Source organism: Bacillus sp. FSL M8-0277 (assembly GCF_037975305.1).
Lineage (GTDB): Bacteria > Bacillota > Bacilli > Bacillales > Bacillaceae > Bacillus > Bacillus pumilus.
In genome coordinates this window covers 3,461,496-3,481,344 of record NZ_CP150255.1, presented here as the reverse complement: position 1 = coordinate 3,481,344, position 19,849 = coordinate 3,461,496, and the positions used below count along the sequence as shown (strand labels likewise).

Below are 19,849 nucleotides of genomic sequence, written 5' to 3'. Positions count from 1 at the left end.
CACACTTTCAAAAGGGGGCGTTTACACATGAACATCTTATTGGTTTGTGCAGCAGGTATGTCAACAAGCTTACTAGTCACAAAAATGGAGAAAAGCGCACAAGAACAAGGAAAAGACTATCGTATTTGGGCAGTATCTGGAGATTCAGCAAAAAATCATATTGATCAAGCCGATGTGCTTTTATTAGGACCACAGGTTCGATATTTATTACCACAAATGAAAAAGCTCGGAGAAGAAAAAGGGATTCCAGTCGACGTCATCAATACCGTGCATTACGGCGTATGTAACGGGGCTGAGGTTTTAAAATCTGCTGAACAGTTAGTGAACGGATAAAGGGGGCGGAAGGGATGAATGGATTCAACCGATTTCTAGAAGAGAAGGTCATGCCGTTTGCAGGGAAGATTGCCGCTCAAAGACATTTACAAGCATTGCGTGACGGAATTGTTTTAACCATGCCTCTCATTATTGTCGGTTCACTGTTTCTCATTTTAGCCAACCTTCCGATCCCAGGATACAGCGATTTTATGGCAAGTATCTTCGGAGCAGAATGGGCCACGAAACTATCCTATCCTGTTAATGCGACCTTTGACATTATGGCACTTGTTGCAACCTTCGGAATTGCCTACAGGCTTGCTGAAAAGTATGCAGTGGATGCCCTATCATCTGGTGCGATCGCTGTTGCAGCTTTCCTTTTGGCAACACCATATCAAGTTCCTTTCACACCTGAAGGCTCAACAGAAGCCATCTTAGTAGGTGGGGGAATTCCAGTTACATTGATGGGCAGTAAAGGGTTATTCGTTGCCATGATTATTGCCATGCTTTCAACTGAAATTTACCGATTCATTGTCCAGCGGAATATCGTCATTAGGATGCCTGATGGTGTACCGCCAGCAGTGAGTAAATCGTTTATCGCACTTATTCCAGGTTTTGTGGTCATCACGCTGATCTGGGTCGCTAGACTTGTGATTGAGATGACACCATTTGAGAGTATTCATAATATCATCACGGTCTTAATTGGCACACCGCTTTCCATTCTTGGTGGAAGCTTAGGTGGAAGTATTGTCGCCATTGGTGTACAAATGCTCCTCTGGGCATGTGGTATTCACGGAGCAACCATTGTCGGCGGCGTCATGGGTCCAATTTGGCTCGGTGCGATGGATGAGAACCGTCTCGCATTCCAAGCAGGAGAAGTGCTGCCAAATATCTTCACAGCGCAGTTCTTTGAAATCTTCATCAATGTTGGCGGAAGCGGTGCAACGCTTGCCTTGGTGCTGACGATGATCTTACGTGCCAGAAGTAAACAAATGAAACAACTTGGCCGACTTGCCATTGGGCCAGCCATCTTTAACATCAACGAACCGATCATCTTTGGAATGCCGATTGTCATGAACCCAATGCTTCTGATTCCGTTTATCCTTACGCCAATCATGATGATCATCACGACATATATCGGAATGAGCACAGGGCTTGTCGCAAAACCGGCGGGGATTGCGGTCCCATGGACGATGCCGCCTATCATTTCAGGCTATCTCGCCACAGGAGGCAAAATCTCAGGTGCTGTCATGCAGCTGATTAACCTAGCGTTGTCATTCGCTTTATACTACCCATTCTTTAGAATGTGGGATAAGCAGAAATTAAAAGAAGAAAGTGAACTAGAAACAAATGCAACAACTGATGAAAATGTCGTCAGCATGTAATAGAGGAAACAAGGGGGATGCGGCCGATGGAAATGGAACAAATTGTGTTTCAACTCATCTTACACGGCGGGAATGGCAGAAGCTCTGCGATGGAGGCCATTACATGTGCAAAGCAAGGGAATTTTGATGAGGCGAAGCAAAAATTGCAGGAAGCACAAGACGCGTTAAATGAGGCGCATCACGCACAGACAGAGCTGATCCAAGGAGAAATTAGAGGAGAAAAGACCGATATTAGCCTCTTAATGATCCATGCACAGGATCATCTCATGAACGCAATGACCGTCAAGGAGCTTGCGGCGGAAATCATCGAGCTCCATGAAAAAATGAAGCAACTCGGAGGTGTCAATTCATGAAAGATGGAATCAAAATTGTCACAATAGGCGGAGGATCAAGCTATACGCCTGAGCTTGTCGAAGGATTTATCAAACGATATCATGAATTGCCTATAAAGGAATTATGGCTCGTGGATATTGAAGCGGGTCAGGAAAAGTTAAACATCGTGGGTGCTCTCGCGAAACGCATGGTCGAAAAAGCCGGTCTGCCGATTGAGGTACACCTGACGCTTGACCGCCGGGAAGCCCTGAAGGACGCAGATTTCGTGACAACACAATTTCGTGTAGGACTGCTGGAAGCACGGGCTAAGGATGAGAGAATCCCACTTAAATACGGCGTCATCGGTCAGGAAACGAACGGACCAGGCGGCTTATTTAAAGGCCTTCGAACCATCCCAGTCATTCTAGATATCGTGAAGGATATGGAAGAGCTTTGTCCAGATGCATGGCTTGTGAATTTTACAAATCCAGCTGGCATGGTCACAGAAGCTGTGCTGCGCTACACAAATCTAAAAAAAGTAGTTGGACTATGCAATGTTCCAATTGGGATAAAAATGGGGATTGCCAAGGCGCTTGATGTGGAAGTTGAACGGATCGAGGTACAGTTTGCCGGTCTCAATCACATGGTCTATGGATTAGACGTGTATTTAGACGGGGTCAGCATTATGGATCAAGTACTCGATGAATTAGGAAACCCGAATAGTCAGTGGTCTATGAAGAACATTGAAGCGAAAAACTGGGAACCTTCTTTTGTAAAAGGATTAGGAGTGATCCCATGTCCGTATCATCGCTATTACTATAAAACAAAAGATATGCTGGAAGAAGAGCAAAAAGCGGCCCAAGAAAAAGGAACAAGAGCAGAGGTAGTCCAGCAGGTCGAGCACGAATTATTTGAGCTCTATAAAGATCCTGATTTATCGATTAAACCACCACAGCTCGAAAAAAGAGGCGGGGCATATTACAGTGATGCGGCATGTAACTTAATCAGCTCCATCTATAATGATAAGCATGACATCCAACCAGTCAATACAGTGAACAGAGGGGCGATTGCAAGCATTCCGGCTGAATCAGCGGTTGAAGTGAACTGTATCATTACGAAGGACGGACCAAAACCAATCGCGACGGGTGATCTGCCTGTAGCTGTGAGAGGACTCGTTCAACAAATCAAATCATTCGAGCGTGTGGCAGCAGAAGCGGCAGTCACAGGAGATTACGAGACGGCTCTTGTGGCAATGACGATCAATCCGCTTGTCCCTTCTGACGAAATTGCAAAGCAAATTTTAGATGAAATGCTCGAAGCACATCGTGAATATTTACCGCAATTCTTCAAATCAGTCAAAGCGTAAAACAAAATGGCCCCTTTATGGGGTCGTTTTTTTATCATTGCCCCATATGGAAATTCAAGAAAGAAGTGTATGATAGTAAAAAACAACATGTATGGCTTCAAAGAAAGGACGGTTTGAGTATGGTTGCAATTGGTTTAATGCTTTACGGCTTTATCGTTCAACCTCTGTTGAGTTATGGCACAGTGGTCTTGTTTTTGTATGGAATCATCGCTTCATTTATTGGTCTTATTCGTCATAGACAGTATGTGTGGATTTATGTTCTTCGCCTGCTCGTTTGTTTTACCATTCCAGCAACCAACCTGTTGATGTATTTCGCAACAATTGGTGGAGATGAAAGAGACTTTGATTTTCAGCCGATGCCGTTTGTTTATTATCTTGTCTTTATCATAGAAATCATCATCGTCTTTTTACCAGAGATTTTTTTACTGATCGAAAGAAAGCGGAGCATCAAAGGGAAACAGTGGATATATATAGGGGCGATTGTGGGTGTATCGGTCTTGTTTTGGTGCACGATTTGATGGGAAGGCTGACTGGACATCTAAGTCTATTTCCCCTTCTTGTTGCGTAACCTTTTTCGTCTAACCTTTACAAAAGTAATAGAAAGAGCAAGGATAGAAATTCCGAGAAACTTAAATAGAAACCGGGTGTGGAACGGTGAATCGTCGAAACCTGTAGCGATGATGATCGATCCGATGCAAATACCAAAGAACGCTAGTAGATAAGTAAAAAACATACCATCACTCCTTAACGTGTTATTACCATTATAAGGTATATCAGAGGGGTGAATAAACAAAAAAAGAACCCTTCATGATTGAAAGGTTCTTTTACATGCTTAAGCTTGTTTGACGACCGAATCGACTTCTACTGTCCAGCCGAAGATATCTGGTTGTGTTCCTTTTTGAATACCCGTAATGGCTTCATACAATTTCTTCGATACTTCACCTGTTTGACCATCTTGAATCACATATGGCTGATCGTGATAAATTAATTCCCCGACAGGAGAGATGACGGCCGCTGTTCCAGTTCCAAAGATTTCTTCAAGCTCGCCTGATTGATGTGCTTCAATTAACTCATCAATCGAAATTTTACGCTCTGTCACTGGAATTCCCCAGTGTTTTAATAGCTCAAGTACAGAGTTACGTGTGATTCCTTCTAAAATGCTGCCGTTCAATTCAGGCGTCACGATTTCTCCATTGATTTTAAAGAAAATATTCATACTCCCGACTTCTTCAATGTACTTTTTCTCAACTCCATCAAGCCAAAGAACTTGTGAAAAACCTTTCGTTTCAGCAACTTGCTGTGCCTTGAGGCTTGAGGCGTAGTTTCCAGCTGTTTTGGCATTTCCTGTTCCGCCTTTAACGGCACGGACAAATTCGTTTTCAACGGCAATTTTGACAGGATGGATGCCTTCTTTATAGTAAGACCCCACTGGAGATAGGATAATGAGAAGCTTATATGTGCTTGACGGCGCAACGCCTAAATACGGCTCAGTGGAAATAATGAATGGACGGATATACAATGAAGTGCCCTCTGCATCAGGTACCCAATCCTTATCAATGCGAATGAGTTCATTTAAGCCCTCTAAAACCGTTTCTGTATCAATTTGTGGGATGCACAGGCGGTCATTGGATCTGTTTAAGCGTTCCATGTTCTTTTCCGGACGGAATAAGAGAATTTTCTGATCCTCAGAAACATAAGCTTTCAAGCCTTCAAAAACAGATTGCCCATAATGGTAGACCATCGAAGCTGGGTCCATTGGAATGGCCTGATAAGGGATAATTCTTGGATCATACCAGCCTTGATCAATGGAATAATCCATCACAAACATGTGATCTGTGAAGATTTTTCCGAATTCAAGTTGATCAGATTGAGGTTTTGGTTTTTTTGTTGAACTAAGTTCAACGCGGATGGGTTGTTTTGGCATCGTAAATCTCCTTGCTGTTTGATTATTTGAAAATTCTAATAATATGAAATAATTATGATTCTATTCTATACCTTCACAAAATATTAGCAATAGGTTTTCTGGAATTCAGACAAGAAAAATCTGTTAAAGCGCTTTCCTTCTCTCTGCCGTCAGTCTGCCTCATGTCACCCCTTTTTAATAAAGAAATAAAATCCAAATACATTATTAACTGATTAATCTGACAATTTAAAAGCGGATAAATTACCTGTAAGATATTCTTTCAACCATACACCTTTTGACTAGTACATTGCAAGGGGCATTGTCATATTTTAATCCTCTTTTTTTTAACCGATAAAGAAAGAAGAGAAGTGAAAGGAGCAAACAACAAGATGAAACGAGCGATACCAAGCATTTTACTCATTTTATTCATGACCGTGATCAGCTTCGGCTGTCAAGCGATGACAGAGGAGGCTGGCGCCAAGCAGGGAACTGCCTATTACGTGGCGACAAACGGGAACGACAAAAGCCCAGGAACGAAGCAAAAACCTTTTCGCACGCTGAAAAAAGCGGCAAGTATGGCGAAAGCCGGGGCAACCATTTACGTGAGAGGCGGCACATACAAAGAGAAATTGATTGTCCGCCATTCAGGTACAAAGAAAGCACCTGTTATCTTTCAAGCTTACGGAAAAGAAAAACCTGTCATTAGCGGGGCTTCACTCAAAGGAAATCAAGCAGATGGCGGTCTTGTCTCGATCGATGAAAAAAGTTACATTACCCTCAAAGGTCTGACGGTGGGACATCTCAAGACGAATAAGGAAGATCTGACCCCAGTCGGTATTTTCATCAAAGGAAGCGGGAAAGGCGTCAAACTTCTCAACAACCGAGTGTATGACATTCAGACGACACACACAAATGGGAATGCGCACGGTATTGCGGTCTATGGAACAAAAGCTCCTGCAGCCATTGAAGACATCGAAATCAAAGGAAACACTGTTGAAAAATTAAAACTGGGCTTCAGTGAAGCGCTTGTGCTCAATGGGAACGTCAAAAAGTTCCGTGTGACACATAACACCGTCCGCCACACTGATAATATAGGCATTGATTTAATTGGTTTTGAGAACGTAGCACCTTCTAAAAAGTACGATCAAGTCAGAAATGGTGTCGTATCTAGAAACAAAGTGTATGAGATTACGAGTGTAGGAAATCCAGCCTATGGCAAAGACATCTCCGCTGGCGGAATTTATGTGGATGGCGGGAAGGACATTGTGATTGATCATAACATCACACATCACAATGACCTAGGGATTGAAGTCACAAGTGAACATAAAGGAAAAATGGCAGATCGCATTCGCATCGAACACAATCAAGTGTATTTGAACCGTTATACAGGCATTTCAATTGGCGGCTATGATAAAAAGCGAGGCGGAACAACAAATACGACGATCTCACATAATATTTTATACAAAAATGACACAGCCGGCTTAGAAGGCGGTCAATTGTTGATGCAATATCAAGCTGTGAACAATCGAATCACGAGCAATATCATGACAGCGAGTGCATCGCATTACTTAGTCGTGAATCTTTATGGAGTAAATCAAAAGAATATCTTCCAGAAGAACGTATATGACGACCGCAAAGGTGCAAAAGCATCACAGTGGGTATGGCGCGGGAAATGGATGGAAGGCTACAAAACGTATCTCTCTAAAAGCGGTCAAGATAAAGGATCAGCACATCTCAATCCACAATTTATGAATGAGAAAAAATATGATTTTCGCCTGAAGAAGTCATCACCTGCTAAGAAAATCATCGGAAATTAAGCAAGTCTGAATCGCAAACTCATTGTTTTAAATTTTCAAAAAAATCATTGACATTGATGTGACATCACATTAAAGTAAAGAAGACATTTCAACGAAAACAAAATTTCATAACGGATCTCTTATCAAGAGAGGCAGAGGGACTGGCCCTATGACGCCCGGCAACCGTTTCTACTATAGAAATTGGTGCTAATTCCTGCAAAGCTGTTACAGCTTTGACAGATAAGAGAGGAAGAATCCCGATACATGTTTCATGCAACGGTGATCAAGCCTCTCTTTCCAAGAGAGGCTTTTTTTCGTCTCTTTTTCAAATGAAAGAACAGTTTACTGGCGTTTTCCCACATTTTTACCTAGTTTTCCGATGTGAAAAATAAAAACAACTTGAGGAGGAACAGCAATGAAGCGTAACTATTTTACATCTTGTCTTATATTATTAACGGTATTGACCGTCCTATTAACAGGCTGCGGCACTGGATCAAGTGCAGGCTCAAAGACAAATGCGAACGAAAAGGTCTCCTTTGACAATGTACCGAAGCGATTTGCAAAGGGACAGGGAGCAAAAATTAAAGTCATTCGTAAAATTGGAGGAGATGATCATACAGCGCAGTTTTTAGCTGGGACGAAGGCAGAAGGTGAAGCGTTTGGCTTTACGGTAGATGTCTACACCGCAAATGGAGATACAGCGAAGTTCCATGACGCGATCTCTCAGGCGCTGGAAGAAAATTATGATGGCTTTATCATCTCTCATGGGGACGACGAGGCGACCGTCGCTGACGTGAAAAAGATCACAGCGAAGGGTATTCCAGTCGTAGCGTTCGATTCAAATCCTAAGCTGAAGGACATCAAAGGAGTCACAGTGACGTCTCAAGATGACGAACAATTAGCGAAAAAATCACTAGACGCACTCGTGTCTGACTTTAAAGGAACAGCAAATATTGCGTACCTCTGGGTAGATGGATTCCCGCCAATGGTGAGACGGAACAAGGTCTATCAAGAAACGCTCAAACAACATGCAGGGATCAAGGAACTTGACCGCTTTGGTATTGCCTCCTCTGATACGTCTGTTCAAACACAAAATGCAGTGGCAGCGATGCTGAATAAATATCCAAAGGGCAAACTTGACGCTATTTTTGCTACGTGGGATGCCTTTGCCATTGGCGCAGCAAGAGCGCTAAAGGAAGCAGGAAGAACAGAAGTGAAGATTTATGGGATTGATGTGTCAAATGCGGATCTTCAAGAAATGACAGCAAAAGACAGTCCATGGAAGTACACAGCAGCGGTTGATCCGAAGCTCATTGGCGCAGTTGACGTGAGAATTCTTGCGAAGAAAATAGCGGGTGAGAAAACCCCGTCTTCCTATGACCTTGAGGCCTCTCTCATCTCACAAAAACAGCTTCAACAATCAGGAAAGGCCATCAATATGGTCAATCTTGCAGACGAAGTGAAGGGGTTCGGCTCATCGACTGCCTTTGAAGAAGATTGGATGAAGACCTTGAAGAAGCATTATTCAAAATAAACGCCGTGCACTCTCTTCTATAGAGGGTGTTTCGTTTTTCAGATGATGATCATGAGAAGGAGGACATCTATGACTTCGCCGCTAGTTTGTATGAAACATATTTCGATTGAATTCCCAGGAGTAAAAGCGTTAGATCAAGTGAATTTCACATTAAAAAAAGGGACAGTTCATGCACTGATTGGAGCGAATGGTGCTGGGAAGTCCACGTTAATGAAAGTTCTTTCTGGCGCTCATTCGCACTATGAAGGAAGCATCCAAATCAATGGTCAGGCGGCATCGATTCAAACCCCAAAGGATGCGGCCTCATATGGTGTGCAGACGGTTCATCAAGAAGTGGATACAGCTCTCGTTCCCTACTTAAGTGTTGGTGAGAATATGATGATGCATCAGATTGAGAAAAAAACATTTGTCGACTGGAAAGAGCTGCACCGTAAGGCAGCTCAACGATTAAAAGAACTGGACATCGACATCTCCACAAAACGCCTTGTAAGTGATCTGACCCTTGCGGAAAAACAGATGGTGCTCATCGCCAAAGCCGTTTCAATCAAATGTAGCATTTTAATTTTAGATGAACCAACAGCTCCGCTAAGTCATACAGAAACAAACAAATTATTTTCAATGATTGACCGGCTGAAACAGAATGGAACGGGCATTGTGTTTATCTCTCATCGCATGCCTGAAATTTTCACCATTTGTGATGAACTGACAGTGATGCGAAATGGAACCGATGTCGCAGCTCATCTTGTTCAAAATACAAATCCGCAGCAGATCATTGAAGAAATGCTAGGTGCGCCATTAGAGGAGCAATTCCCGCTCCGTACACCGTTGAAGGATGCACCTATTGCCCTTGAAGTGAAGCAGCTAAACGACCAGCATAAATTACGCAATATTCATCTTCATGTGAAAAAGGGTGAAATTCTCGGAATTGCGGGCCTTGTCGGTGCTGGAAAAACGGAATTGTGTAAAGCCCTTTTCGGCGCCTCAGAAAAAACGACAGGGACTGTGAAGCTTCATGGTCAAACCGTTCGCATCACATCGCCTCATCAAGCCGTGAGAGCTGGAATGGCCCTTGTGCCAGAAGAACGGAGAAAGGAAGGGATTCTGACAGAAGAGAGCGTGGGGTGGAACTTAACGGCCGCAAGTCTTCGTTCATTCTCAAGCGTGTTCAGCTTTTTACATCGTTCGAAGGAAAAGCGGAAAGCAAACGAAATCGTCAAACGACTAGGTGTCAAAACCCCATCTCTTGAAGCAAAGGTGAAGCATCTATCCGGTGGAAATCAACAGAAGATTGCCATCGGAAAATGGCTGCTGGCTGAAGCGGATGTCTATCTCTTTGATGAACCAACTAAAGGTGTTGACGTTGGAGCGAAAAAAGATATTTTCACGCTGATTGCAGAGCTTGCCGCCCGCGGGAAATCTGTGATTTATGCGTCAAGTGAGCTGTCGGAGATTGCAGGGATCGCAGACCGAGTCTATGTGCTGTATGATGGCAGCATTGCCCGGGAAATGACTGCCCCAACGACTGAAGAAGAGCTTTTATATCATTCAACAGGAGGACAATCATGAGTGAACAACAAATTCCAGCCCCTGTGCAGCAAACGAAAAAACAGCGGCCATCCTTTCATCTATTTGATTTCTTTTATCGATATGGCACGATCTTAACCATTGCTGTATTGATTGTGGTATTTGCGGCAGCGAATCCAGCGTTTTTGCAATCAGGGAATATTATCAATATTTTACGGTCTATCTCCATTGTGACCATTATTGCGGTGGGCCTTACCATCTCCTTGGCAGTCAACGGCTTTGATTTATCGGTCGGATCAGTCGCAACGTTATCGAATGCAATTGTGATTTCTATGTTTGTGTGGTTTTCGCAAAACCCGCTGATTGCGATCCTCTCTGCGCTAGCGGCTGCCCTTATTGTTGGTTTACTCAATGCCTTGATGATTGTCAAAATGAAAATTCCAGATATGCTCATGACATTAGCCATGATGTTTATTATTCAAGGGCTGGCTCAGACGTATACGAAAGGGGCGACCATTTCTGAAAACATGGTGCTGCCTGATGGTACATTCTCAACGGGTACAATCCCTGCCTTTTTCAGCAAAATCGGACAGGTGCCATATATCATTCTCTTAATGGCAGTGATTGTGCTATTTGCACATGTTTTCATGACCTACACAAAGCACGGACGATATATGTACATCATTGGAGGGAATAAGGAAGCGGCTCGATTGTCCGGTATTCATGTGAATAAATATAAAATCGCGGCATATCTGCTTTCGGCTTTATTTGCAGCAATCGGCGGTATTGTGCTGGCATCAAGGGTAATGACAGCGGAAATAAATGCGGGCACACCATATTTAATGGATGGCGTAGCGGCAGCTTTTATCGGTTTTTCCGTCATGGGAGCAGGAAAACCAAATGCATTTGGTACTTTTATTGGGGCTGTGCTCATCGGTATTTTGCAAAATGGACTTGTGATGATGTCTGTCCCTTATTATGCGATGGATATTGTGAAAGGCTCTGTACTCGCCCTTGCGCTGGCGTTGACATATTATAAACAGCGAGGCTGACGACGTATTTTTTAAAACCTTTCGAGTCCCGTCTCCGTCTAGTAAACGGAAAGCGGTGCAGCCGCCGTTTCCCAAAAGGAGATGACAAAAAGAAATGAATATGTCAGCAACTCATGTAGAAGATTTGAAGAACGTCATGGAAGACTGGAAAAATGAATTATTAGTATATAAATTTGCATTAGATGAAATGGATACGAAGTTTTCAATCATTAGCCAGGAATATAATTTAATCCATGGCCACAATCCAATAGAGCATACAAAATCACGGATCAAATCCTTTGAAAGCATTGTAAATAAATTAGCAAGAAAAGGATGCGACATCACAACACAATGTGCCAAGGAGTATATTCATGATATCGCAGGTGTCCGTATCATCTGCTCCTTTATTCAAGATATCTATAATATTATGGATGTATTGAGGCAAAGAGAGGATCTAAAAATCCTTGAAGTGAAGGATTACATTCAACATCCAAAACCAAATGGCTACAGAAGTGTGCATTTAATTGTGGAAATCCCTGTGTACTTAACGAATCGTGTGGAGCATGTGAAGGTTGAGATTCAGGTGCGGACCATAGCGATGGATTTTTGGGCGAGCCTTGAACATAAAATCTATTATAAACTGCAAAACGATGTCCCTCATCAGCTAACCGATGAATTAAAGGAAGCGGCAGATATCGCCCATTACTTAGATGAAAAAATGCAAAATATTAAACGAGAAATCGATTAACGTATAAAAAAGAGCAGCTGCGATATTCACAGCTACTCTTTTTCTTGTTTAAGGATTGGTGCCGCGGTCTCTCTTTTGAATGATATCTTGAGATTGTGCAGATTGGCTCTCTTTTTGGATTGAAGCGCCAATAGAAACACCTGTTATCAAGAGTGTCAAAATCGCAGTTGTGATAAGCCATTTTTTCATCATACATCACTCCATATTCTTAACAAGTTTTTAAGGACAACGCCTTGTTCCAGAAATAAGTGGATTCTTCATGAAGTCCAATATCTGTTAAGTAAGCAGCTGCATCCTGACAGATGGCTTCAAGATCGACAAGAAAATTCATAGTTTCTAATTGATCACAATAAGACTTGATTTGCTCTATCATGTTGTCTTGCTGAAGCATAAGTGTTTCTAAAATAGATAATTTAAGAGAAATGTTTCGTTGTTTTAAATTTTCTGCTTTTTGAAGTGAAAGCTGCACATAATAGTGGAACAAACCAGGCTTTTTCAGCTTGAATAGTGCTTTTGTGTAGGCATACATGGCAAGTAAGTAGCCGCCTGGAGAAGACGTTTCAAATGTCTCGATCAATAAAGCCTTTTCTAGGAGCGGCACAGCTTCACTGTATTCATTTCTAAGACTTTTAATAAAAGCTGCATTGCAATACGCGTGACCAAGTAAATCTGGGTCTTCCATTTGTTCTAGTGAATGAATCACTTCTTCAAATAATGACTCTGCCTCATCATATTTTGATTGATCAGCATAATTCAAAGCGAGCATCATTTGACAGCTGATTGATTTTTTCACATAACATGGATCTGCGTCATAAATAGATGAAGCCATTTTCAAGTGGTGTATGGAGAGGAGCGTGGATCTTATATTATAGTAAAGACACCCTGTTTTATAATGAAATTCTGCTTTTTCAATGTCATCGTGGACGAGATCTAATTTATCCTCTGCCAATTTTAAAAGGTGAAATGCCGTATCCTGATTGCCTCTGCGCATTTCATACATCCCTTTAAAGAAATAGAAATAGTAGCTGAGCATGTCATCTGTACGGATTGCATTTTCATCAACAAAAAGACTGTGATCCAGCGAAGCTGTATCTTCAATGAGATCCTTAAAACGGTACTCTAGCAATTGATAGTAAAGTAGGACATCTTGATTCTCTTCCATGCGATCAAACGCTTGAAGAATCTCTTCTTTTAGCTGGATCGCACCTTGTATTTCTCTTTTTTTCATCATGACATACCAGTCATTTAACATATTCGCTACATCAACGGACGACAAAACACCTGTTTCTGCCAATTTATATCCTCCTTTCTTCATCTATCCATCTCGTTCGATTCCCGCTCATCTGAATTCACTTTCCATATTCAGTATCTTCTTATATTTTAAGCGCTCTCTCGCAATTTGTAAAACATGTTTTTTGATGTAAATTCAACCAGTTGTGAAAGAAATAGGGATCGTGTGCCTTTTGTATACGCTTACATATTTTTAGGTAAAAAGAGGGTTTTAGAGAAGATATATTACGATATCAATAGAGAGGAGAAAGTCATTCAAGCGTTTGTTTTCGTATGTTAGAAAAAACGGCGGTTTTCAAGGTGTTATCTCGTTTTTTGTGAGATTATCTCACATTATGATTGTGAATCGCTCTTCTTTTAGAATAAAATGAGTTATTCGCAAAAAAGTAAAATTTAAAGAGACTATTGATCTAGAATTGTATGGATCTTTGGTATTGATAAAAAACATCACACACTATAGCTTTAGCGTGGTATAGTATTATTGGTATTGCGAATATTTAGATAAAACTGACAATAGGGGGCGTGTTTTATGAAAAAATCGATGTTGCTGATCATGGGACTCATAGTTGTGCTCGTCATGGCAGCCTGTGGATCAAAATCGGACAGCGGTTCGGGAGAAGGCAAAGGCACATATAAAATTGGGATAGATGTAACATATCCGCCATTTGAATTTGAAAAGGGCGGTAAAACTGAAGGAATCGACGTTGATCTGATTAACGCCATCGCGAAAGACCAAGACTTCAAAGTGAAACTTGAAGCGATGGACTTCTCAGGCATTATCCCGGCAATGCAGGCAGGTCAGCTTGATGTAGGGATGGGCGGAATGAGCATTACAGATGAGCGTAAGAAGAAGGTAGATTTCTCAGATCCGTACTTCGATGCTGGATTGACAGTTGTTGTGAAAAAGGACAGTAGCATCAAATCAATTGATGATTTAAAGGGGAAAAAGCTAGCTGTTAAAAATGGGACGACGGGTGCAAAATTTGCATCAGATAACGCAGATAAATATGGGTATGAAGTGGTTCAATTTAATGACAGCCCATCGATGTTCCAAGAAGTTTCAAACGGAAATGCAGATGCCTTAATTGAGGATTATCCTGTCATTACGTATGCAATTGCACAGCAAGATTTAAAATTGAAAACAGTTGGAGACCGATTGAATGGAGACCAGTATGGTATCTCTGTGATGAAGGGGAAAAACCAAGACCTATTGAAAAAGATTAATAAAGGTCTAGAGAACCTAAAGAAAAATGGTGAATATGACAAAATTATTGATAAATATTTGAAGTCATAATACAAGCGAGGCGCGCTCCGAGCGCGCTTTCTTTATGATGCGTCGTATGTGAATTAGGGAGGGAGAAACATGGACACGATTATTAATGCATTTCCGTATTTAATGGATGGTTTGCAAACCACTTTATATATCTTTGTTGTTGCCATCATTTTAGGATTTATCATCGGTTTAATAGTGGCATTATTCCGTCTGTCACCTTTTAAAATCTTAAATTTCATCGCACTTGTCTTTGTCAATGCCATCCGAGGCACACCATTTATCGTACAGCTATTCTTTATTTACTTTGGTTTGAATACACTTGAATTCATATCGCTTGATCGAGTGCCGGCAGGGATTATTACAGTAGCGATTAATGCAGGAGCTTATTTCTCAGAAATTATTCGTGCTGGGATTCAGTCCATTGATAAAGGACAAACAGAAGCTGCGCGTTCCTTAGGTTTTACAGGGGGACAAAACATGCGCTTTATCGTCCTTCCACAGGCATTTCGCCGCATGCTTCCAGCAATTACAAACCAAGCCATCATCAGCTTGAAGGACACGTCTCTCTTATCAATTATCGGAATTGCCGATATTATGCAGCGGGGACAAGTACAGGCATCGGCAACATTTGATCCTTTGAATGTCTGGCTCATTGTCGGTATCATTTATTTCGTGATCATTTATTTACTTTCTCTACTGGCTAGCTACGCAGAAAGGAGATTTGATATCAAATGAGTATGATTACGGTGAAGAATTTAAAGAAATCCTTTGGCGATCACGAAGTGTTAAAGGATATTAATGCAGTCATCGAAGAAAAGGAAGTAGTGTGTGTGATTGGTCCTTCTGGATCAGGCAAAAGCACGTTTCTAAGATGTCTCAATAAATTAGAAGATATTACGGCTGGTGAAGTCGTTGTCCACGGACATACGATTACAGATCCAAAGGTGAATATCAATAAAGTACGACAAGAAGTGGGGATGGTGTTTCAGCACTTTAATTTATTTCCTCATAAAACCGTTTTAGAAAACATCACGATCGCACCGATGAAGGTAAAAGGTACCGACAAGAAGGCGGCAGTCGATAAAGCGATGGACCTGCTTGAAAAGGTCGGCTTAAAAGACAAAGCCAAAAGCTACCCTAACCAATTATCTGGTGGACAAAAACAGCGTGTCGCCATCGCAAGAGCCTTGGCAATGGACCCGAAAGTGTTATTATTCGATGAACCGACATCTGCTCTTGACCCTGAAGTCGTCGGGGATGTATTAGCAGTTATGAAACAATTAGCCGTCGAAGGCATGACAATGATTGTGGTCACACATGAAATGGGCTTTGCGAGAGAGGTAGGAGACCGCGTGATCTTTATGGATGGCGGATATATTGTCGAGGAAGACAAACCGGAGGCTCTCTTTGGAAATCCGCAGCATGAGCGTACAAAATCATTTCTTAGTAAGGTGTTATAAAAAAAGAGTAAGGGCATATGGATGCTCTTACTCTTTTTCTTTTATGGAGCATAAAGGGAACCGGCCCCATTTCCTAGGAAATATTAGCGCTGGAAGAATTCGATCCATTCTTGGTCTGGCCCTCTGAAAAAGAAGTAGCAGTATCCATTTGGTAGCGTCGTAATTTCTTCATCAATTAATTCGATTTGCAGCTTTTGAATACGATTGAATTCAGCATGAATATTGTCAGTTGTAAAGGCAAGATGGTGAACCTTTCCTTCAGATGGCAGATCGCTGCTGTACCCTTGGATGAGCTCAATTTCCGTTTCTGCCTCATCTTTAAAGCCGAGAAATGCAAGCTCAATGATTCCGTTTGTATGAGTGATGCGATCCTTTAATTTCATGCCCACGACTTTTTCATAAAAATCAATGGACGTATCAATATTTGAAACCATAATACCTGTATGATCTAATCGTAATGTCGTCAAAAAAAGAGCCTCCTCTATGGTGTGTTGATATTTTTCTCCTCATCTTATCATAATAGAAGTAACGTATACATTCATATGATAGGATAGAGAGAGTCAATTTAGGATAAGGATGACACGAATGAAAAAAATCTCATTAAAACAAACATTTGCAGAACAAGTGAAAAAGGGATACCCGCTCATTTCTAAAGATGCTGTATCGCATGTAAACGGTATGAAAGAAGGCGAGCTGATTGAATGGGTGGATGAGCGAGGCACCTTTTTAGGAAAAGGATATTATGGTGTGCAAAATAAAGGGATCGGCTGGGTACTCACCTTTGATGCCAACGAAAAAATAGACCATGCCTTTTTTGTCTCCAAGCTTGAGCAGGCAGCAAAAAGCAGAACGCATTTATTTCATGATGCACTGACGACTGCTTTTCGTGTGTTCAACGGAGAGGGAGATGGCATTGGTGGGCTCACGATTGATCATTATGACGGCTTCTATCTCATCCAGTGGTATAGCGAAGGAGTTTATACATTCAAGGCGGAAGTATTGGCTGCACTTGAGCATGTATATCCAGACTATAAAGGCATTTATGAAAAGAAACGATTTGATACGTCGGGACAGTATATAGAAGATGATGATTTTGTAAAAGGGGAGAAAGGTCAATTTCCTCTCATCGTGAAAGAAAATGGCATGAACGTAGCGGTTTACTTAAATGATGGTGCGATGACAGGCATTTTTCTTGATCAACGTCATGTGAGAAAAGCAATTCGAGATCGCTATGCAAAAGGAAAGACCGTGCTCAATACATTTTCTTACACAGGTGCTTTCTCCGTGGCAGCAGCGCTTGGCGGAGCGAGCCGGACGACAAGTGTAGATGTCGCAAACCGCAGTTTGAAAAAAACATCTGAACAGTTTGAAGTCAACGATATAGATGTGGACGGGCAGGATATTAAAGTCATGGACGTCTTTAAGTACTTTCCGTTTGCTGCGAAAAAAGGATGGACCTATGATCTTGTCATCTTAGATCCGCCATCCTTTGCACGCACGAAAAAGCACACATTCAGTGCGGCGAAGGATTATAAGAAGCTATTAAAAGAAGCTATCCAAATCACAGCTGAGAACGGCGTCATTGTGGCATCAACGAATAGCAGTGCATTTGGTATGAAGAAATTCAAAGGATTTATTGCGCAGGCCTTTAAAGAATCAGGACAAACCTATCGTATCCTTGAAGAATATACACTTCCTGAGGATTTCCGTACGACGAAGAATTATCCAGAAGGAAATTATTTAAAGGTTGTCTTCATACAAGCATAAGAAAAAAGCCATTTTCTGATAAAGGAAATGGCTTTTTTTATAAGGCAAACGACATGAGGAGAGGTGCTGCACATAATGTAATTATGGCTGAAAGAATCATCGACACACTTGAGATCGTCCCTGAGACGGAGCTCATTTCAAATGCCTTCGATGTTCCTGCCCCGTGTGCACCAGTACCAAGCAGGACGCCCATGGCAATGTCATTATCAATACGGAAATAACGAATGATCATTGGACCGATGATTGACCCAAACAGTGCGGTTAAAATGACGAATACTGCCGTAACGGACGGCATCCCGCCAATCATTTCTGACACACTCATCGCCACTGGTGTTGTGACCGACCTTGGAACAAGACTTTCAATAAGGCCTGTATCCAAATGAAACAACTTCGCGATAAATGCCGTAGATAGAATCGCAATGACAGAACCGCAAGCCACATTCAAAATAATTTCCACTGCATGCTTCTTCAGAATGTGAAAATACTTATATAAAGGAATGGCAAAAGCAACAGTCGCAGGCTGAAGCATATTCGTGAGCCATTTCCCGCCTTGATTGTATGCATCGTAAGGAATGTTGACGATTAACAGAAAGACGACAAGGACAAGCGGTGTCACAAGTAATGGTGAGACATAGACCTTCGGATGCCGTTTATACACCGCTTTTGATCCGAGATATAAAAGAACCGTTAAGATCAGAAATAGTGCGCCAACTAACATAGCTTTTTCCGCTCCTTTCTTTTCGCAATCATTTGCGTCATGATACCAGTCGAGAGCATGACGACAAAGGTACTCAGTAAGACGACAAGGACAATACTTGTACCAGATTGAGAAATCAATGTTCCATAATCAATGACACCAACGGCTGATGGGATAAAGAATAGCAGCAGTTCTCCGAGCAGCCATACGGCACCAAGTTCAATCCATTTTAATTGAATGATTTTAAAATGAAGTAATAAGAAAATGACCAGAATGCCTAAAATCGTACCCGGTATTCTTAAATGCAAAAAGGCCGCGAGCACATTCATCAATTTCGCAAAAACAAACAAAGCCATAATCTGAAGGACAGCAATCAGCGGCGTTTTGAGCAATTTCACTTTCTGTTCACTCCTTTTTCTATATAAATTGTTCACTGTTTCACAAAAACATGACAATGTTCCAATTGATTAGCTTACTTTAAAGTGTACAGCACGTTCAGTTATAGGTAAAATACATATATCGAATAATTAGTATTCCTTTTGTCTATAGGAAGGGTGAGTCATGTGGACATTAGACATTTAACATATTTCTTAGAAGTGGCGAGGTTAAAAAGCTTCACAAAAGCATCACAATCTCTTTATGTGTCGCAGCCTACCATTTCCAAGATGGTCAAAAATCTCGAGGATGAGCTGGGGGTGCAGTTGTTTTATCGGAATGGCCGGCAGGTTGAAATGACAGATGCTGGACAAACGATGTATACCCAGGCGAGTGAAATCACACAATCATTTCAAAATTTAACGAGCGAGCTAAATGATCTAATGAATGTCAAAAAAGGGCATATTCGCATCGGGCTGCCGCCGATGATTGGATCGAGTTTTTTCCCGAATGTCATGGGAGAATTTCGTCAGCAGTATCCTGATGTCACATTTCAACTTGTTGAGCACGGCTCTATTAAAGTAGAGGAAGGGGTCGAAGATGGTTCGTTAGATATTGGTGTCATTGTTCTGCCTGCAAATGATAAAATTTTTCATACGTACACCATTATTAAAGAGGACATGAAGCTCGTGACGCATCCATCACATCCGATGGCAGGTCGAGATAAGGTTGATTTAGCTGATTTAAAGGAAGAGTCCTTTATTTTCTTTCGAGAAGACTTTGTTCTGCATAGCCGGATATTGAATGAATGTATGAATGCGGGCTTCCGGCCCAATGTCATTTATGAAACGTCTCAATGGGATTTCATTAGTGAGATGGTAGCCGAGAACTTGGGAATTGGCCTTCTGCCTGAGCGGATCTGCCGTGATCTTGATCCTGAAAAGGTGAAAGTCATTTCCTTAAATACGTCGATCCCATGGCATTTAGGAGTCATTTGGCGAAAGGATCGCTATTTGTCGTTTGCGGCAAGAGAATGGTTAAAGCATACGAAATCCTATGTATGGGGAGCAGAGTAA

Annotated in this window: 21 protein-coding genes and 1 riboswitch; of the genes, 15 read left to right on the top strand and 6 right to left on the bottom strand. The window is 41.7% G+C overall.

Annotation, left to right across the window (positions count from 1 at the left end):
- Positions 1 to 27 precede the first annotated feature (27 nt).
- The 5 genes from MKZ05_RS17705 (at position 28) to MKZ05_RS17685 (ending at position 3,893) form a co-directional block, all read left to right on the top strand.
- Positions 28 to 333 (top strand): PTS sugar transporter subunit IIB, encoded by a 306-nt coding sequence (locus MKZ05_RS17705; RefSeq protein WP_003214824.1) that lies wholly within the window; start codon positions 28 to 30, stop codon positions 331 to 333.
- A 14-nt stretch (positions 334 to 347) separates the two neighbouring features.
- Positions 348 to 1,697 (top strand): PTS cellobiose transporter subunit IIC, encoded by a 1,350-nt coding sequence (gene celB / locus MKZ05_RS17700; protein ID WP_044140279.1) that lies wholly within the window; start codon positions 348 to 350, stop codon positions 1,695 to 1,697.
- 26 nt (positions 1,698 to 1,723) lie between these two features.
- Positions 1,724 to 2,050 carry a PTS lactose/cellobiose transporter subunit IIA gene (locus tag MKZ05_RS17695; RefSeq protein WP_003215078.1) on the top strand — a complete coding sequence of 109 codons (327 nt, stop codon included), beginning with the start codon at positions 1,724 to 1,726 and terminating at the stop codon, positions 2,048 to 2,050.
- Positions 2,047 to 3,375 carry a 6-phospho-beta-glucosidase gene (locus tag MKZ05_RS17690; RefSeq protein ID WP_050944533.1) on the top strand — a complete coding sequence of 443 codons (1,329 nt, stop codon included), beginning with the start codon at positions 2,047 to 2,049 and terminating at the stop codon, positions 3,373 to 3,375. The genes MKZ05_RS17695 and MKZ05_RS17690 overlap by 4 nt, the downstream gene beginning before the upstream one ends.
- A gap of 119 nt (positions 3,376 to 3,494) precedes the next feature.
- Positions 3,495 to 3,893 carry a hypothetical protein gene (locus tag MKZ05_RS17685; RefSeq protein WP_050944532.1) on the top strand — a complete coding sequence of 133 codons (399 nt, stop codon included), beginning with the start codon at positions 3,495 to 3,497 and terminating at the stop codon, positions 3,891 to 3,893.
- 314 nt (positions 3,894 to 4,207) lie between these two features.
- Here the strand turns inward: MKZ05_RS17685 and MKZ05_RS17680 are convergent, their stop codons facing one another.
- Positions 4,208 to 5,299, bottom strand: coding sequence for a branched-chain amino acid aminotransferase (locus tag MKZ05_RS17680; RefSeq protein ID WP_003215056.1), 1,092 nt, complete (start codon positions 5,297 to 5,299; stop codon positions 4,208 to 4,210).
- Positions 5,300 to 5,667: 368 nt separating this feature from the next.
- Between MKZ05_RS17680 and MKZ05_RS17675 the strand changes: the two genes are divergently transcribed.
- From MKZ05_RS17675 to MKZ05_RS17655, 5 genes are all read left to right on the top strand, one after another.
- The gene (locus MKZ05_RS17675; protein ID WP_339160723.1) at positions 5,668 to 7,095 is read left to right on the top strand and encodes a right-handed parallel beta-helix repeat-containing protein; all 1,428 of its coding nucleotides are present in this window, start codon (positions 5,668 to 5,670) and stop codon (positions 7,093 to 7,095) included.
- 116 nt (positions 7,096 to 7,211) lie between these two features.
- A riboswitch (SAM riboswitch) is annotated at positions 7,212 to 7,321 on the top strand.
- A 168-nt stretch (positions 7,322 to 7,489) separates the two neighbouring features.
- Complete coding sequence (locus MKZ05_RS17670) at positions 7,490 to 8,608, top strand: sugar ABC transporter substrate-binding protein (RefSeq protein ID WP_339160721.1); 1,119 nt, start codon at positions 7,490 to 7,492, stop codon at positions 8,606 to 8,608.
- Positions 8,609 to 8,677: 69 nt separating this feature from the next.
- On the top strand, positions 8,678 to 10,174 hold the full coding sequence (locus tag MKZ05_RS17665) for a sugar ABC transporter ATP-binding protein (RefSeq protein WP_339160718.1): 1,497 nt from the start codon (positions 8,678 to 8,680) through the stop codon (positions 10,172 to 10,174).
- Positions 10,171 to 11,184, top strand: coding sequence for an ABC transporter permease (locus tag MKZ05_RS17660; RefSeq protein ID WP_003214920.1), 1,014 nt, complete (start codon positions 10,171 to 10,173; stop codon positions 11,182 to 11,184). Before MKZ05_RS17665 ends, MKZ05_RS17660 begins: the two co-directional genes overlap by 4 nt.
- Positions 11,185 to 11,278: 94 nt before the next feature.
- Positions 11,279 to 11,911, top strand: coding sequence for a GTP pyrophosphokinase family protein (locus tag MKZ05_RS17655; RefSeq protein ID WP_050944526.1), 633 nt, complete (start codon positions 11,279 to 11,281; stop codon positions 11,909 to 11,911).
- Between the two features lie 48 nt (positions 11,912 to 11,959).
- Here MKZ05_RS17655 and MKZ05_RS17650 read toward each other — a convergent pair whose 3' ends face one another.
- Positions 11,960 to 12,100 (bottom strand): hypothetical protein, encoded by a 141-nt coding sequence (locus MKZ05_RS17650; RefSeq protein ID WP_169901775.1) that lies wholly within the window; start codon positions 12,098 to 12,100, stop codon positions 11,960 to 11,962.
- Positions 12,101 to 12,119: 19 nt separating this feature from the next.
- Positions 12,120 to 13,205 (bottom strand): Rap family tetratricopeptide repeat protein, encoded by a 1,086-nt coding sequence (locus MKZ05_RS17645; RefSeq protein ID WP_137054205.1) that lies wholly within the window; start codon positions 13,203 to 13,205, stop codon positions 12,120 to 12,122.
- Positions 13,206 to 13,730: 525 nt separating this feature from the next.
- Between MKZ05_RS17645 and MKZ05_RS17640 the strand changes: the two genes are divergently transcribed.
- From MKZ05_RS17640 to MKZ05_RS17630, 3 genes are all read left to right on the top strand, one after another.
- Positions 13,731 to 14,495 (top strand): transporter substrate-binding domain-containing protein, encoded by a 765-nt coding sequence (locus MKZ05_RS17640; protein WP_034620276.1) that lies wholly within the window; start codon positions 13,731 to 13,733, stop codon positions 14,493 to 14,495.
- A 69-nt stretch (positions 14,496 to 14,564) separates the two neighbouring features.
- Complete coding sequence (locus MKZ05_RS17635) at positions 14,565 to 15,209, top strand: amino acid ABC transporter permease (RefSeq protein WP_003215015.1); 645 nt, start codon at positions 14,565 to 14,567, stop codon at positions 15,207 to 15,209.
- Positions 15,206 to 15,934 (top strand): amino acid ABC transporter ATP-binding protein, encoded by a 729-nt coding sequence (locus MKZ05_RS17630; protein WP_003215369.1) that lies wholly within the window; start codon positions 15,206 to 15,208, stop codon positions 15,932 to 15,934. The genes MKZ05_RS17635 and MKZ05_RS17630 overlap by 4 nt, the downstream gene beginning before the upstream one ends.
- 83 nt (positions 15,935 to 16,017) lie before the next feature.
- On the opposite strand, the gene MKZ05_RS17625 is transcribed toward MKZ05_RS17630, so the two are convergent.
- Positions 16,018 to 16,401 carry a VOC family protein gene (locus MKZ05_RS17625; RefSeq protein ID WP_003214664.1) on the bottom strand — a complete coding sequence of 128 codons (384 nt, stop codon included), beginning with the start codon at positions 16,399 to 16,401 and terminating at the stop codon, positions 16,018 to 16,020.
- A gap of 118 nt (positions 16,402 to 16,519) precedes the next feature.
- On the opposite strand from MKZ05_RS17625, the gene MKZ05_RS17620 reads away from it, so the two are divergent.
- The gene (locus MKZ05_RS17620) at positions 16,520 to 17,701 is read left to right on the top strand and encodes a class I SAM-dependent rRNA methyltransferase (protein WP_327839468.1); all 1,182 of its coding nucleotides are present in this window, start codon (positions 16,520 to 16,522) and stop codon (positions 17,699 to 17,701) included.
- Positions 17,702 to 17,738: 37 nt separating this feature from the next.
- On the opposite strand, the gene MKZ05_RS17615 is transcribed toward MKZ05_RS17620, so the two are convergent.
- Together MKZ05_RS17615 and MKZ05_RS17610 are read right to left on the bottom strand one after the other, a co-directional pair.
- Positions 17,739 to 18,419 carry a CidB/LrgB family autolysis modulator gene (locus MKZ05_RS17615; RefSeq protein ID WP_050944523.1) on the bottom strand — a complete coding sequence of 227 codons (681 nt, stop codon included), beginning with the start codon at positions 18,417 to 18,419 and terminating at the stop codon, positions 17,739 to 17,741.
- A complete protein-coding gene (locus MKZ05_RS17610) occupies positions 18,413 to 18,796 on the bottom strand; it encodes a CidA/LrgA family holin-like protein (RefSeq protein ID WP_003215226.1) in 384 nt (127 codons plus the stop codon). The genes MKZ05_RS17615 and MKZ05_RS17610 overlap by 7 nt, the downstream gene beginning before the upstream one ends.
- A gap of 165 nt (positions 18,797 to 18,961) precedes the next feature.
- Here MKZ05_RS17610 and MKZ05_RS17605 point away from each other — a divergent pair, with 165 nt between their 5' ends.
- Positions 18,962 to 19,849 carry a LysR family transcriptional regulator gene (locus tag MKZ05_RS17605; protein ID WP_003214744.1) on the top strand — a complete coding sequence of 296 codons (888 nt, stop codon included), beginning with the start codon at positions 18,962 to 18,964 and terminating at the stop codon, positions 19,847 to 19,849.

Coding starts and splice junctions, on each gene's coding strand:
- MKZ05_RS17705 (WP_003214824.1), top strand. CDS start 28: ATGAACATCTTATTGGTTTGTGCAGCAGGTATGTCAACAAGCTTACTA.
- celB (WP_044140279.1), top strand. CDS start 348: ATGAATGGATTCAACCGATTTCTAGAAGAGAAGGTCATGCCGTTTGCA.
- MKZ05_RS17695 (WP_003215078.1), top strand. CDS start 1,724: ATGGAAATGGAACAAATTGTGTTTCAACTCATCTTACACGGCGGGAAT.
- MKZ05_RS17690 (WP_050944533.1), top strand. CDS start 2,047: ATGAAAGATGGAATCAAAATTGTCACAATAGGCGGAGGATCAAGCTAT.
- MKZ05_RS17685 (WP_050944532.1), top strand. CDS start 3,495: ATGGTTGCAATTGGTTTAATGCTTTACGGCTTTATCGTTCAACCTCTG.
- MKZ05_RS17680 (WP_003215056.1), bottom strand. CDS start 5,299: ATGCCAAAACAACCCATCCGCGTTGAACTTAGTTCAACAAAAAAACCA.
- MKZ05_RS17675 (WP_339160723.1), top strand. CDS start 5,668: ATGAAACGAGCGATACCAAGCATTTTACTCATTTTATTCATGACCGTG.
- MKZ05_RS17670 (WP_339160721.1), top strand. CDS start 7,490: ATGAAGCGTAACTATTTTACATCTTGTCTTATATTATTAACGGTATTG.
- MKZ05_RS17665 (WP_339160718.1), top strand. CDS start 8,678: ATGACTTCGCCGCTAGTTTGTATGAAACATATTTCGATTGAATTCCCA.
- MKZ05_RS17660 (WP_003214920.1), top strand. CDS start 10,171: ATGAGTGAACAACAAATTCCAGCCCCTGTGCAGCAAACGAAAAAACAG.
- MKZ05_RS17655 (WP_050944526.1), top strand. CDS start 11,279: ATGAATATGTCAGCAACTCATGTAGAAGATTTGAAGAACGTCATGGAA.
- MKZ05_RS17650 (WP_169901775.1), bottom strand. CDS start 12,100: ATGAAAAAATGGCTTATCACAACTGCGATTTTGACACTCTTGATAACA.
- MKZ05_RS17640 (WP_034620276.1), top strand. CDS start 13,731: ATGAAAAAATCGATGTTGCTGATCATGGGACTCATAGTTGTGCTCGTC.
- MKZ05_RS17635 (WP_003215015.1), top strand. CDS start 14,565: ATGGACACGATTATTAATGCATTTCCGTATTTAATGGATGGTTTGCAA.
- MKZ05_RS17630 (WP_003215369.1), top strand. CDS start 15,206: ATGAGTATGATTACGGTGAAGAATTTAAAGAAATCCTTTGGCGATCAC.
- MKZ05_RS17620 (WP_327839468.1), top strand. CDS start 16,520: ATGAAAAAAATCTCATTAAAACAAACATTTGCAGAACAAGTGAAAAAG.
- MKZ05_RS17615 (WP_050944523.1), bottom strand. CDS start 18,419: ATGTTAGTTGGCGCACTATTTCTGATCTTAACGGTTCTTTTATATCTC.